Raw genomic sequence first — 13930 nt, forward strand, 5'->3', positions numbered from 1 at the left:
CGGGGGCGGTCCAAGCGCCCTATTGACATGATCATGAAGTCCCATGAGCCTTGCGCCCACACCGGAGCAGGACCACCGCAAGGGGGACTGATGAGACGAAGAGCGAGAACGATCCTCGCCATGGGCGCACTGATCCTCGGCGGCACCACCGCCGCGCCCCTCGCCCAGGCCGGACCGCGGGCCGCCGCGCCCGCCGTCGAGGCCGCGGACGCCGTCAAGGTGTTCGAGGCCGACGTCACCCAGGAGCAGATACCCCTGCTCCTGAAGGCCGGGCAGGACGCGCACGAACTCTCCGAGCGGGCGCCCGCCCGGGGAACCGCACGCGTGGAGCTGTACCTCACCGACGTCCAGGCCCGGAAGCTGGAGCGCCAGGGCGTGGACGTCACCGAGCGGAAGGTGTCCGCCGCGACCGAGAGGCGGGTCGCCGCCGCGGGCGAGGGGGTCTTCCGCCCCTACGGCGGAGCGGGCGGGCTGAAGGAGGAGATCGTCCGCACCGGACAGGCGCACCCGGACCTGACCAAGGTCGTCTCCATCGGGAAGTCCCTGGGCGGACAGGACATCCTCGCGGTCAAGGTCAGCAAGGGCGCCCGCACCACCAAGGACGGCGCCAAGCCCGCCACGCTCTACCTGTCGAACCAGCACGCCCGGGAGTGGATCACCCCCGAGATGACCCGGCGGCTGCTGCACCATTACCTCGACCGCTACGAGACCGACCGCCGGATCAAGAAGATCGTGGACACCACCGAACTGTGGTTCGTCCTGTCCGCCAACCCCGACGGGTACGACTTCACCCACGCCGCCGACGGCCAGCGGCAGTGGCGCAAGAACCTGCGGGACGTCAACGGCGACGGCAGGACCTCCGCGGGCGACGGCGTCGACCTCAACCGCAACTTCGCCTACAAGTGGGGCTACGACGACGAGGGTTCGTCGCCCGCGCCCTCCTCGGAGACCTACCGCGGCGCCGGCCCCATGTCCGAGCCCGAGACCCGGTTCCTCGACCGCTTCCAGAAGCGCATCGGCTTCGAGTACGGCATCAACTACCACTCCGCCGCCGAGCTGATCCTCTACGGCGTCGGCTGGCAGGTCGCCACCGACACGCCCGACGACGTGCTCTACAAGGCCCTCGCCGGCACCCCCGAGAAGCCGGCGGTCCCCGGCTACCGCCCCCAGGTGTCCTCCGAGCTGTACACCACCAACGGCGAGGCCGACGGGCACGGCGGCAACGTCAACGGCATCGCGATGTTCACCCCCGAGATGTCCACCTGCCAGACGGTGTCCGCGCGGTACCCCGACGACCCGTGGAACGCCCGGGACTGCGCCTCCGTGTTCACCTTCCCGGACGACGAGAAGCTGATCCAGGAGGAGTTCACGGCCAACGTGCCGTTCGCCCTCGCCGTCGCCGAGACGGCGGCCCACCCGGACCGTCCCGTGTCGGTGACCGGCGTCGAGGCCCCGGACTTCACCCCCGCCGCCTTCGACACGTCCCTCGCCCGCGGCGGCGACCAGGAGGTCGCCGTCACCGCCCGCAAGTCGGTCCGGGACAAGGAGCTGAAGTACCGGATCAACGGCGGACGCGTGCACGACGAGGACCTGCGCCGCTGGAAGGGCGGCGAGACCTTCGGCGGCGAGGACAACCTGTACTTCGACGAGTACCGGGCCGAGGTCGAGGACGCCCGCCCCGGCGACCGGGTCGAGGTGTGGTTCACCGGCCGCACCAAGACGGGCCGGGTCTCCAGCGAACCGTTCGCGTACACCGTCGCCGAACGTCCGAAGTCCTCGGTCCTGGTGCTCGCCGAGGAGGGCGCCACCGCCCAGCAGACGGCCGCCTACGTGGCCGCGCTCAAGGCGAACGGCAAGGACGCGACCGTCTGGGACGTCGCCACACGGGGCGCGCCGCACGCCCTGGGGGTCCTGGCCCACTTCCCGGTCGTCGTCCACTACACGGGCGCCCAGACGCCCTCAGGGGCCACTCAGCTCGCCCTGCGCGCCTACCTCAACGAGGGCGGCAAGCTGGTCGAGGCCGGAGAGCGGGCGGGCGGCAACGTCCGACTGGGCCGCGCCGTCTCGAACGACTTCGCGCAGTACTACCTCGGCGCGTACGAGCGGCTGGCCGCCCCGGGCGTCACCTCCTTCGCCGGAGAGGGCCGGCTCGCCGGGGCCGGCGCGGGGCTCGGCGACGCCCCCGGCAACCCCCTGGACGCGGCGGGCCGCTACCTCGTCACCTCCGACGCGCTGCCCGCCGACCGGTTCCCGCAGTTCCGCAGCGGCTCCGGCGGCGGGTACCCCGGGCTCACCAACCCGTACGCGCCGCACACCGGGCAGGGCATGGCCTCCGCCGTCCACGCGGACAACGACTGGAAGCGGCTGACCCGCACGGTCGACCTCACCCAGGTCACCGCCGCCGACGCACCCGCCCTGCAACTCGCGCTGAACTGGAACGTCGAGGACGGCTACGACCAGGTCCTGCTGGAGGCGCACACCGTCGGCGCCGAGGACTGGACCACGCTCCCCGACCGCAACGGCGCCAGCTCCAAGGCCGTGCCCACCGAGTGCGAGGCCGGGTACTTCCTCAACGGCCACCCGTTCCTCCGCCACTACCTGGCCCGGGGGACCGGCGCCTGCACGGGCACCGGCAGCACCGGCGAGTGGAACAGCTTCACCGGCTCCTCCGCCGGCTGGAAGCAGGTGGCCTTCGACCTGAGCGCCTACGCGGGCAAGAAGGTCGAGCTCTCCCTCTCCTACGTCACCGACCCGGGCAGCGGCGAACGGGGCGTCTTCGCCGACCAGGCCCAGCTCCTCGTCGGCGGCCAGGTGCGGGACGCCGAGGGCTTCGAGACCTCCCTCGGCACGTGGGACGTGGGTCAGTCCCCGGTCGGCAGCCCCACCGTCACCGGCGACTGGGCCCGCACCGGCGAGCTCTACCGTTCGTACGCCTCCGTCACCGCGCGTGACAGCGTGCTCCTCGGCTTCGGCTTCGAGCACGTGCCGGACGCAGCCGAACGCGCCCGGCTGATGGGCCGCGCCCTGGCCGCCCTGCGGCGCTGAGCCGCACCGGCCGGACGGTGTCCGGGGCGCCCCCACCGGCCCCGGACGCCGCCCGCCGGGCACCGCAGGGAGGTCCACGGGCCCGCACCGTCGCGGTGCGGGCCCGTGCCGCGTTGTGTTAAGGGCGGCTCGATGTCACCCCGGACGGCCCGGGGAGGTAGGGTCGGAGGCGGTCGGGGACATCCCATACAACTCGCCGGGCGTCGAAACCCGGCGCTCCAACGAGGAGATCGGTTCGTGACGATCCGCGTAGGCATCAACGGCTTTGGCCGCATCGGTCGTAACTACTTCCGCGCGCTGCTGGAGCAGGGTGCAGACATCGAGATCGTGGCTGTCAACGACCTGGGTGACACCGCGACCACTGCTCATTTGCTGAAATACGACACCATCCTGGGCCGTCTGAAGGCCGAGGTGTCGCACACCGCCGACACGATCACCGTCGGTGACCACACCATCAAGGTGCTGTCCGAGCGCAACCCCTCCGACATCCCCTGGGGCGAGCTGGGCGTCGACATCGTCATCGAGTCGACCGGCATCTTCACCAAGAAGGCCGACGCCGCCAAGCACATCGCCGGCGGCGCCAAGAAGGTCCTCATCTCGGCTCCGGCCAGCGACGAGGACATCACGGTCGTGATGGGCGTCAACCAGGACCAGTACGACCCGGCGCAGCACCACGTCATCTCCAACGCCTCCTGCACCACCAACTGTGTGGCGCCGATGGCGAAGGTCCTCGACGAGAACTTCGGCATCGTCAAGGGCCTGATGACGACGGTCCACGCGTACACGAACGACCAGCGCATCCTGGACTTCCCGCACAAGGACCTGCGCCGCGCCCGCGCCGCCGCCGAGAACATCATCCCGACGACGACCGGCGCCGCCAAGGCCACCGCCCTGGTGCTGCCGCAGCTCAAGGGCAAGCTGGACGGCATCGCCATGCGCGTCCCGGTCCCCACCGGCTCCGCCACCGACCTGGTCGTCACGCTCCAGCGCGAGACCACCAAGGACGAGGTCAACGCCGCGTTCAAGAAGGCGTCCGAGGACGGCTCCCTCCGGGGCATCCTGGCGTACACCGAGGACCCGATCGTGTCCTCCGACATCGTCAGCGACCCGGCGTCCTGCATCTTCGACTCCTCCCTGACCATGGTCCAGGAGGGCAACACGGTGAAGATCCTCGGCTGGTACGACAACGAGTGGGGCTACTCCAACCGCCTGGTGGACCTGACGGTCTTCGTCGGCGAGCAGCTCTGACCCGTACCCGCTACGGCAGGCACCCTCATGTGAAGGACAGGGCTCGGGCGGCGCGAAGGGGCGCCGTCCGGGCCCTGTCACGTGCGCACCGCTCTGCGGGAGCCCCCTGCGACTCCCGCAGCTCCTCGCCACCGCCCCGCGAGCCTTCCTAGGAGCCACTGAATGAAGACGATCGACGAACTCCTCGCCGAGGGTGTCGAAAACCAGCGGGTCTTCGTCCGCGCCGACCTCAACGTGCCGCTCGCCGACGGCGTCATCACGGACGACGGCCGCATCCGCGCGGTCCTGCCCACCGTGCGGGCCCTCGCCGAAGCGGGCGCCAAGGTCGTCGTCGCCTCCCACCTGGGCCGCCCCAAGGGCGCCCCGGACCCGGCGTTCTCGCTGCTGCCCGCCGCCGAGCGCCTCGGCGAGCTGCTGGGCGCCCCCGTCGCCTTCGCCCAGGACACCGTCGGGCCCGCCGCCCACGGCGCCGTCGACGGCCTCCAGCCCGGCCAGGTCGCCGTCCTGGAGAACCTGCGCTTCAACCCCGGCGAGACCTCCAAGGACGACGCCGAGCGCGCGGAGTTCGCCGACCGTCTCGCCGCCCTCGCCGACGTGTACGTGGGCGACGGCTTCGGCGCGGTGCACCGGCGCCACGCCTCGGTGTACGACCTCCCGGCCCGACTGCCGCACTACGCCGGCTACCTCATCGCCACCGAGGTCGGCGTCCTCAAGAGGCTCACCGAGGACGTGCAGCGTCCCTACGCCGTCGTCCTCGGCGGGGCCAAGGTCTCCGACAAGCTCGGGGTGATCGACCACCTGCTGGAGCGGGCCGACCGCATCATCATCGGCGGCGGCATGGTCTACACCTTCCTCAAGGCCCAGGGCCACGAGGTCGGCAACTCGCTGCTCCAGGAGGACCAGGTCCCGGCCGTCCAGGACTACCTCAAGCGGGCCGCCGAGCGCGGTGTGGAGTTCGTGCTCCCGGTGGACGTGCTGGCCGCCACCTCCTTCCCCGACCTGAAGACCAAGGCCCCCGCCCACCCCGACACGGTCGCCGCGGACGCCATTCCGGCGGACCAGCAGGGCCTGGACATCGGCCCGAAGACGGGTGAGCTGTACGCGGCGAAGCTCGCCGACGCGGCCACCGTCTTCTGGAACGGCCCCATGGGTGTCTTCGAGCACCCCGACTACGCCGAGGGCACCAAAGCGGTCGCCCAGGCCCTGCTCGACTCCTCGGCCTTCACGGTCGTCGGCGGCGGAGACTCCGCCGCGGCCGTACGCATCCTGGGCTTCGACGAGCAGGCATTCGGACACATCTCGACCGGTGGCGGCGCCTCCCTCGAATACCTTGAGGGCAAGACGCTCCCCGGCCTCGCCGCACTGGAGAACTGAACCTTCCATGACGAAGCAGACCCGTACGCCCCTGATGGCCGGCAACTGGAAGATGAACCTCAACCACCTTGAGGCCATCGCCCACGTCCAGAAGCTCGCCTTCGCCCTCGCGGACAAGGACTACGAGACCGTCGAGGTCGCCGTCCTGCCGCCGTTCACCGACCTGCGGTCCGTGCAGACCCTCGTCGACGGCGACAAGCTGAAGATCAAGTACGGCGCGCAGGACATCTCCGCGCACGAGTCCGGTGCCTACACCGGCGAGATCTCCGGCGCGATGCTCGCCAAGCTCAAGTGCACCTACGTCGCCGTCGGCCACTCGGAGCGCCGCCAGTACCACGGCGAGACCGACGAGCAGTGCAACGCCAAGGTCAAGGCCGCGTTCAAGCACGGCCTCACCCCGATCCTCTGCGTCGGCGAGGGCCTGGACGTCCGCAAGGCCGGCCAGCAGGTCGCGCACACCCTCGGCCAGCTCGACGGGGCGCTCAAGGACCTGCCCGCCGAGCAGGCCGAGACGATCGTGATCGCCTACGAGCCGGTGTGGGCCATCGGCACCGGTGAGGTCGCCACGCCCGAGGACGCCCAGGAAGTCTGCGGGGCGATCCGCGGCCGGCTCGCCGAGCTCTACTCCAAGGAGCTGGCCGAGCAGGTGCGCATCCAGTACGGCGGTTCCGTGAAGTCCGGGAACGTCGCCGCGATCATGGCGCAGCCCGACGTGGACGGCGCCCTCATCGGGGGAGCCGCGCTCGACGTCGACGAGTTCGTCAAGATCGTCCGCTTCGAACGGGCGTGAGTAGGCGCTAGCGACGATCCGTCGTACCCTTGCGGGGGCCGCTGGCCGGTATGGCGAGCGGGCGCTGGGCGCGGGCACCGGGAGGTGTCCCGCACGGACGTCCGTCGGCTCGTCCGACCGGCCGCGGTCCTCGCGCCGTCCATCAAGATCCGAGGGAAGACCCCGGAAAGGGAGTTCACTGTGGTTTTCGGGTTCTCGATCGCCGTGATCGCCTTCAGCCTGCTGCTGACGCTGCTGGTGCTGATGCACAAGGGCAAGGGCGGCGGTCTGTCCGACATGTTCGGCGGCGGCATGCAGTCGTCCGTGGGCGGGTCCTCGGTCGCCGAGCGCAACCTCGACCGCATCACCGTCGTGGTCGGTCTGCTCTGGTTCGCTTGCATCGTCGCCCTCGCGATCATGATGAAGCTCGACAGCTGAGCCTCGTCACCGTCGCACACGCACACCACGTTGAGCCCCATGACGGGTACGCGCCCCCCGGCGCGGCCTATCATGGGGCTTGCGTCTCGGGGTGGGGTGTAACTCCATTCACTGGACGCGCGTTGGGCCTTACGTAGACTGAGGCGCCCCCGGCGAAGCGTTACGCCGACTCGCTTCGCGGCACCATCACGCAGGGAGTTACGACCGTGGCAAGTGGCAACGCGATCCGGGGAAGCCGGGTCGGGGCGGGGCCGATGGGCGAGGCCGAGCGCGGCGAGTCCGCGCCGCGGCTGCGCATCTCCTTCTGGTGCTCGAACGGGCACGAGACACAGCCGAGCTTCGCCAGCGACGCGCAGGTCCCGGACAGTTGGGACTGCCCGCGGTGCGGCTTTCCGGCAGGTCAGGACCGGGACAACCCCCCGGCTCCACCACGGACCGAGCCGTACAAGACCCACCTCGCCTATGTGCGGGAGCGGCGCAGCGACGCGGACGGCGAGGCGATCCTCGCCGAGGCGCTGGCGAAACTGCGCGGCGAGATCTGACGGACCGATCAGCGGGCCGGACACCTTGACCCAGGTGTCCGGCCCGCTGCGCGTCGCCGGGGGACCGTCAACGTGGAAAGCCACTCGTGACGGTGAACGTGTCCGGCCGCGCCCGCACCCGACGGCCGTCCGTTCGCCGTCCTGATCAATTAGGTTGGAGGGTGCTGCGGCAAGGCGCCCAGACCAGGCGACGGCAGAGAGAAGGACGACGTCCGAGATGAATGCAGAAGGCCGTACCAGGCTCAACCAGACGCCCGAGTGGACCGCCCTGGTCAAACACCGGGAAGAACAGGGCGAGATGCGGCTGCGCGACCTGTTCGCGGCGGACCCGGACCGCGCCACCGGATACGCGCTACAGGTCGGTGACCTGTACGTCGACTACTCCAAGCACCTCATCACCGACGAAACGCTCCGCCTGCTGCGCGAGCTCGCCGAGGCCCGCGGGGTGTACGCACTGCGGGACGCCATGTTCCGCGGCGACAAGATCAACACGACGGAGGACCGCGCGGTCCTGCACACCGCGCTGCGCGCCCCGAGCGGCGCGGTGATCGAGGCCGACGGGCGCAACGTCGTCCCCGCGGTGCACGAAGTCCTCGACCGCATGGGCGTGTTCGCCGACCGGGTCCGTTCGGGTGAATGGACCGGTCACACCGGCGCGCGCATCAAGAACGTCGTCAACATCGGCATCGGCGGCTCCGACCTCGGCCCCGCCATGGCCTACGAGGCGTTGCGCTCCTACACCGACCGCGGCCTCACGGTGCGGTTCGTGTCGAACGTCGACGGGGCCGACCTGCACGAGGCGGTCCGGGACCTGGACGCCGCCGAGACGCTGTTCATCGTGGCGTCCAAGACCTTCACCACCATCGAGACCCTGACCAACGCCACCTCGGCCCGCAGTTGGCTCCTCACCGAGCTGAGGGCGGGTCAGGAGGCGGTGGCCAAGCACTTCGTGGCCTTGTCGACCAACGCCGGGAAGGTCGCCGACTTCGGCATCGACACGGCGAACATGTTCGAGTTCTGGGACTGGGTCGGCGGACGCTACTCGTTCGACTCGGCGATCGGGCTCTCCCTGATGATCGCGATCGGGCCGGACCGGTTCCGGGAGGTGCTCGACGGTTTCCACACCGTCGACCGGCACTTCCGCAACGCCCCGCCCGAGCAGAACGTCCCGCTGCTGCTCGGTCTGCTGGGCGTCTGGTACGGCAACTTCCACGACGCCCAGGCGCACGCGGTGCTGCCGTACTCGCACTACCTGTCCAAGTTCACGGCGTACCTCCAGCAGCTGGACATGGAGTCCAACGGCAAGTCCGTCGACCGGGAGGGCGAACCGGTCCACTGGCAGACCGGCCCCGTGGTCTGGGGCACGCCGGGCACCAACGGGCAGCACGCCTATTACCAGTTGATCCACCAGGGCACCAAGCTGATCCCCGCCGACTTCATCGGGTTCGCCGAGCCGGTCGCCGACCTCCACCCGGGGCTCGTCGCCCAGCACGACCTGCTGATGGCGAACTTCTTCGCGCAGACCCAGGCCCTCGCCTTCGGCAAGACGCCCGAGGAGGTCCGCGCCGAAGGGGTCCCCGAGGAACTCGTCCCGCACAAGAGCTTCCGGGGCGACCGCCCCACGACCACCATCCTGGCGAAGGAGCTGACGCCCTCGGTGCTCGGCCAGCTCATCGCCCTGTACGAGCACAAGGTGTTCGTCCAGGGGGCCGTGTGGAACATCGACTCGTTCGACCAGTGGGGCGTCGAACTGGGCAAGGTGCTCGCCAAGCGCGTGGAACCCGCGCTCACCGAGGGCGCAGAGGTCCCGGGCCTCGACGCGTCCAGCACGGCCCTGGTCGCCAAGTACCGCGAGCTGCGCGGCCGTTGACGCGACGGTGCCGGGCGTCCGGTCCTCCTGGACGCCCGGCACCGGGCCGTACTTCCCCGGTCACCACGAAGAGCCCGTGGTGACCACCGCTCGGCCCTAGGGCGAAGCGGGCGGGTACAGATCGCGCGGCAGCCGGGAGGCCGCCGCCGAGTCGAGCAGCCACAGGGTCCGCGCGCGTCCCCGGGCGCCGGCCGCCGGCGCCTGGATCTCGCCCGCGCCCGACAGGGCGATGGCCGCGGCCTCCGCCTTGTCCTCGCCCGCCGCCAACAGCCACACCTCACGGGCGGCCCGGATCGCGGGCAGCGTCAGGGAGATCCGGGTGGGCGGCGGCTTCGGCGCCCCGTGCACGCCGACGACGGTCCGCTCGGTCTCCCGGACGCCCGGCAGCTCGGGGAAGAGCGAGGCCACGTGCGTGTCCGGGCCGACCCCCAGCATCAGGACGTCGAAGGTGGGCACCGGACCGTGGTCCTCCGGACCCGCCGCAGCGGCCAGTTCCGCGGCGTACGCGGCGGCAGCCGTGTCCACCCCGTCCCCGGCCGAACCCCCGGTGGCGTAGGGGCCGTCCGATGCGGGCATCGCGTGCACCCGCTTCGGGTCCAGCGGCACCGCGTCCAGCAGGGCCGCACGGGCCTGGGTCACGTTCCGCTCGGGGTCGCCCTCGGGCAGATAGCGCTCGTCACCCCACCACAGGTCGAGGCGGGACCAGTCGATCGCGTCCCGGGCGGGCGCGGCGGCCAGTGCGGCGAGCACGCCGTTGCCGTTGCGCCCGCCGGTCAGGACGATCGACGCAGAGCCGCGCGCGGCCTGGGCGTCCACGATCTTCGTGATCAGCCGGGCCGCTGCGGCCTGCGCCATCAGCTCCTTGTCGCGGTGCACCACGAGCTGCGGTGTGCTCACGTGCGGGCCTTCCGGGCGGGAACCGACTTCTTCGCCGTCTTCGCCGGAGCCTTGCCGTCGCCCTCGCCCTGGGGGGAGTCGTCCGGGGAACCGCCGGGTTCACCGGCCGCCTCCGGGCGGGCGGGGACGCGCGCCGTGGACTCGGCCAGCCCCTTCACCCCGAAGCGCAGCACGGACGCGTAGATGTCGTCCGGGTCCAGGCGCCGCAGCTCCTCCGCGATCAGCTCCGCGGTCTCCCGCCGCTTCAACGCCACCGCGCGGTCCGGCTGACCCGCGATCGACAGCGTGGCCAGCGACCCGTCCGGTCGGTCGAGACCGATCGGCCCGCAGTCCGTCTGGAGCCGCACCGCCGTCAGCCCGGGGCCGCTCGACACGGTCCGGGTCACGGGCGTGCCCAATCGTTCCGCCAGCCACATCGCCAGCAGTTCCACACTGGGGTTGTACTCCTCGCCCTCGACCTCGGCCGCGGTCACCGTGCAGGCGATCTGGTCCAGCGCGGCGGCCAGCATCGAGCGCCAGGGAGTGATCCGGGTCCAGGACAGGTCCGTGTCCCCGGGGGCGTAGGTGTCGGCGCGGGACGTCAGTTCCGCCACCGGCTGCTCGGCGGAGTAGGCGTCGGTGATCCGGCGCTGGGCGAGCGCGCCCAGCGGGTCGCGCGCCGGGTCGGCGGGAGCGTTGATCGGCCACCACACCACGACGGGGGCGTCCGGCAGCAGCAGCGGCAGGACCACCGACTGCGCGTGCTCGACGACCTCGCCGTACAGCCGTAGGACGACCGTCTCCCCGGTGCCCGCCTCACCGCCCACCCGGACCTCGGCGTCCAGCCGGGAGGTCGTGCGGATGCGCGGCGACCGCGACACCCGGCGGATGACCACCAGGGTGCGCGAGGGGTGCTCGCGGGACGCCTCGCTGGCCGCCCGCAACGCGTCGTAGGCGTTCTCCTCGTCCGTGACGATGACCAGGGTGAGCACCATGCCGACGGCCGGGGAGCCGATGGCACGGCGCCCTTCGACCATCGCCTTGTTGATCCGGCTGGCCGTGGTGTCCGTAAGGTCGATGTTCATGGCCGACGCCAGCTCCGTCCGTCTCGTGCGAGCATTTCGTCCGCCTCGGCGGGGCCCCAGGTCCCGGACTTGTACTGGGCGGGCTTGCCGTGGGCGTCCCAGTGCTGCTCGATCGGGTCGAGGATGCGCCAGGACAGTTCGACCTCTTCTGTGCGGGGGAAGAGGTTGGAGTCGCCCAGCAGGACGTCCAGGATGAGCCGCTCGTACGCCTCCGGGCTCGACTCCGTGAACGACTCGCCGTAGGCGAAGTCCATGGACACGTCCCGGACCTCCATCGAGGTGCCCGGCACCTTGGAGCCGAAGCGCACGGTCACGCCCTCGTCCGGCTGGACCCGGATGACCAGGGCGTTCTGCCCCAGTTCCTCGGTCGCGGTGTGGTCGAAGGGGGAGTGCGGGGCGCGCTGGAAGACCACGGCGATCTCCGTCACCCGGCGGCCGAGACGCTTGCCGGTGCGCAGGTAGAAGGGGACCCCCGCCCAGCGGCGGTTGTCGATCTGGAGCTTCACCGCCGCGTAGGTGTCGGTCTTCGACTTGCTGTCGATGCCGTCTTCCTGGAGGTAGCCGATGACCTTCTCGCCGCCCTGCCACCCGGCGACGTACTGGGCGCGGACGGTGTCGACGCCCAGGTCCGCGGGGAGCTTGACCGCCCCGAGGACCTTGGTCTTCTCGGCGGCCAGCGCGTCCGCGTCGAAGGAGGAGGGCTCCTCCATCGCGGTGAGCGCGAGCAACTGGAGCAGATGGTTCTGGATCACGTCCCGGGCGGCGCCGATGCCGTCGTAGTACCCGGCCCGGCCGCCGATCCCGATGTCCTCCGCCATGGTGATCTGCACGTGGTCGACGTACGACCGGTTCCAGATCGGCTCGAACAGGGTGTTGGCGAACCGGAGCGCCAGGATGTTCTGGACGGTCTCCTTGCCGAGGTAGTGGTCGATCCGGAAGACCTGGTCCGGGGCGAACACCTCGTGGACGATCGCGTTGAGTTCCTTCGCGGACGTCAGGTCGTGACCGAAGGGCTTCTCGATGACCGCCCGCCGCCAGGACCCCTCCTCCTGGTCGGCCAGCCCGTGCTTCTTGAGCTGCTTGACGACCAGGGGGAAGAACTTCGGTGGGACGGAGAGGTAGAAGGCGAAGTTGCCGCCGGTGCCCTGGGCCTTGTCCAGATCGGTGATCGTGGCCTTCAGCTGCTCGAAGGCGTTGTCGTCGTCGAAGTCGCCCTGGACGAAGCGCATGCCCTGGATCAGCTGCTGCCAGACCTCCTCCCGGAAGGGGGTGCGGGCGTGTTCCTTGACGGCGTCGTGGACCTCCTGGGCGAAGTCCTCGTTCTGCCACTCGCGACGGGCGAACCCGATCAGCGAGAAGCCGGGCGGCAGCAGACCCCGGTTCGCGAGGTCGTAGACGGCGGGCATCAGCTTCTTGCGGGACAAGTCGCCCGTGACGCCGAAGATCACCAGGCCCGACGGCCCCGCGATGCGCGGGAGCCGTCGGTCCGCGGCGTCACGAAGCGGATTGGCTCCGTGGACGGGTGTCAAGGTCTCAGCCCTCCGAAGGGGTGAGGCGCTTCAGCTCCGCCTCGGTCGATGCGAGCAGGTCGTTCCAGGACGCCTCGAACTTCTCGACGCCCTCGTCCTCCAGCAGGTTCACCACGTCGTCGTAGGCGATCCCGAGCTTCTCGACGGCGTCGAGGTCGGCGCGCGACTGCTCGTAGGTGCCGGCGATGGTGTTGCCGGTGATGACGCCGTGGTCGGCGGCGGCCTCCAGGGTCGCCTCCGGCATCGTGTTCACGGTGCCCGGCGCGACCAGGTCGTCGACGTACAGGGTGTCCTTGTACGCGGGGTCCTTGACCCCGGTCGACGCCCACAGCGGACGCTGCGGGTGCGCGCCCGCCTTGTCCAGGGCCAGCCAGCGGTCGGAGGAGAAGACCTCCTCGTACGCCTGGTAGGCGAGCCGGGCGTTGGCCAGGCCGGCCTTGCCGCGCGCGGCCTTGGCCTCCGGGGTGCCGAGGGCGTCCAGCCGCTTGTCGATCTCGGTGTCCACCCGGGACACGAAGAACGAGGCCACCGAACGGATCTTGGACAGGTCCAGGCCCGCGGCCTTCGCCTTCTCCAGGCCCGCCAGGTAGGCGTCCATCACCGCGCGGTAGCGCTCCAGCGAGAAGATCAGCGTGACGTTGACGCTGATGCCGAGGCCGATGACCTCGGTGATCGCGGGCAGGCCCGCCTTGGTCGCCGGAATCTTGATCAGGGTGTTGGGCCGGTCCACCAGCCAGGCGAGCTGCTTGGCCTCGGCGATGGTCGCCCGGGTGTCGTGCGCCAGCCGCGGGTCCACCTCGATCGACACCCGGCCGTCCTGGCCGCCCGTCGAGTCGAACAGGGGGCGCAGCACCTCGGCCGCGTCCCGGACGTCCGCCGTGGTGATCATGCGCACGGCCTCGTCGACCGTCAGCTTGCGGGCCGCGAGGTCACGGAGCTGGGACTCGTAGCCGTCACCGCCCGAGATCGCCTTCTGGAAGATCGACGGGTTGGTCGTGACGCCCACCACGTGCTGCTGGTCGATCAGTTCGGCGAGGTTGCCGGACGTGATCCGCTTGCGCGAAAGGTCGTCCAACCAGATCGCTACGCCTTCGTCGGAAAGGCGCTTGAGTGCGTCCGTCATGGGAATTGCATCTCCTACTTGATCTTTAGTC

11 protein-coding genes are annotated in these 13930 nt (G+C 70.6%); 7 read left to right on the plus strand and 4 right to left on the minus strand.

The window, feature by feature from the left end:
* The first annotated feature begins 90 nt into the window (after window positions 1–90).
* From ACFWIA_RS11195 to pgi, 7 genes are all read left to right on the plus strand, one after another.
* Complete coding sequence (locus tag ACFWIA_RS11195; RefSeq protein WP_387002658.1) at window positions 91–3045, plus strand: M14 family zinc carboxypeptidase; 2955 nt, start codon at window positions 91–93, stop codon at window positions 3043–3045.
* A 237-nt stretch (window positions 3046–3282) separates the two neighbouring features.
* Window positions 3283–4293, plus strand: coding sequence for a type I glyceraldehyde-3-phosphate dehydrogenase (gene gap, locus ACFWIA_RS11200; RefSeq protein WP_387002660.1), 1011 nt, complete (start codon window positions 3283–3285; stop codon window positions 4291–4293).
* Window positions 4294–4455: 162 nt separating this feature from the next.
* Window positions 4456–5667 carry a phosphoglycerate kinase gene (locus ACFWIA_RS11205; protein ID WP_387002662.1) on the plus strand — a complete coding sequence of 404 codons (1212 nt, stop codon included), beginning with the start codon at window positions 4456–4458 and terminating at the stop codon, window positions 5665–5667.
* Between the two features lie 7 nt (window positions 5668–5674).
* Complete coding sequence (tpiA, locus tag ACFWIA_RS11210) at window positions 5675–6457, plus strand: triose-phosphate isomerase (protein WP_387002664.1); 783 nt, start codon at window positions 5675–5677, stop codon at window positions 6455–6457.
* A 180-nt stretch (window positions 6458–6637) separates the two neighbouring features.
* Window positions 6638–6874, plus strand: coding sequence for a preprotein translocase subunit SecG (secG, locus tag ACFWIA_RS11215; RefSeq protein ID WP_387002666.1), 237 nt, complete (start codon window positions 6638–6640; stop codon window positions 6872–6874).
* Window positions 6875–7080: 206 nt separating this feature from the next.
* Window positions 7081–7416, plus strand: coding sequence for an RNA polymerase-binding protein RbpA (locus tag ACFWIA_RS11220; protein WP_173263245.1), 336 nt, complete (start codon window positions 7081–7083; stop codon window positions 7414–7416).
* Between the two features lie 217 nt (window positions 7417–7633).
* The gene (gene pgi, locus ACFWIA_RS11225; RefSeq protein WP_387002668.1) at window positions 7634–9286 is read left to right on the plus strand and encodes a glucose-6-phosphate isomerase; all 1653 of its coding nucleotides are present in this window, start codon (window positions 7634–7636) and stop codon (window positions 9284–9286) included.
* Between the two features lie 96 nt (window positions 9287–9382).
* On the opposite strand, the gene pgl is transcribed toward pgi, so the two are convergent.
* Genes pgl through tal form a run of 4 tightly spaced genes read right to left on the minus strand, consistent with a single transcriptional unit; the run spans window position 9383 to window position 13899 of the window.
* Window positions 9383–10183: a 6-phosphogluconolactonase gene (gene pgl, locus ACFWIA_RS11230; protein ID WP_387002669.1), complete on the minus strand. Its 801-nt coding sequence runs from the start codon at window positions 10181–10183 to the stop codon at window positions 9383–9385.
* On the minus strand, window positions 10180–11247 hold the full coding sequence (opcA, locus tag ACFWIA_RS11235) for a glucose-6-phosphate dehydrogenase assembly protein OpcA (protein ID WP_387002671.1): 1068 nt from the start codon (window positions 11245–11247) through the stop codon (window positions 10180–10182). The genes pgl and opcA overlap by 4 nt, the downstream gene beginning before the upstream one ends.
* Window positions 11244–12776 (minus strand): glucose-6-phosphate dehydrogenase, encoded by a 1533-nt coding sequence (gene zwf, locus ACFWIA_RS11240; protein ID WP_387002673.1) that lies wholly within the window; start codon window positions 12774–12776, stop codon window positions 11244–11246. Before zwf ends, opcA begins: the two co-directional genes overlap by 4 nt.
* 4 nt (window positions 12777–12780) lie before the next feature.
* Entirely contained in the window at window positions 12781–13899 is a 1119-nt protein-coding gene (gene tal, locus ACFWIA_RS11245) for a transaldolase (protein ID WP_387002675.1), read from the minus strand.
* Window positions 13900–13930 lie beyond the last annotated feature (31 nt).

The organism is Streptomyces sp. NPDC127068, assembly GCF_042724695.1.
In the GTDB taxonomy this organism is placed as follows: domain Bacteria; phylum Actinomycetota; class Actinomycetes; order Streptomycetales; family Streptomycetaceae; genus Streptomyces.

Coding starts and splice junctions, on each gene's coding strand:
- ACFWIA_RS11205 (WP_387002662.1), top strand. CDS start 4,456: ATGAAGACGATCGACGAACTCCTCGCCGAGGGTGTCGAAAACCAGCGG.
- ACFWIA_RS11195 (WP_387002658.1), top strand. CDS start 91: ATGAGACGAAGAGCGAGAACGATCCTCGCCATGGGCGCACTGATCCTC.
- tpiA (WP_387002664.1), top strand. CDS start 5,675: ATGACGAAGCAGACCCGTACGCCCCTGATGGCCGGCAACTGGAAGATG.
- tal (WP_387002675.1), bottom strand. CDS start 13,899: ATGACGGACGCACTCAAGCGCCTTTCCGACGAAGGCGTAGCGATCTGG.
- opcA (WP_387002671.1), bottom strand. CDS start 11,247: ATGAACATCGACCTTACGGACACCACGGCCAGCCGGATCAACAAGGCG.
- pgi (WP_387002668.1), top strand. CDS start 7,634: ATGAATGCAGAAGGCCGTACCAGGCTCAACCAGACGCCCGAGTGGACC.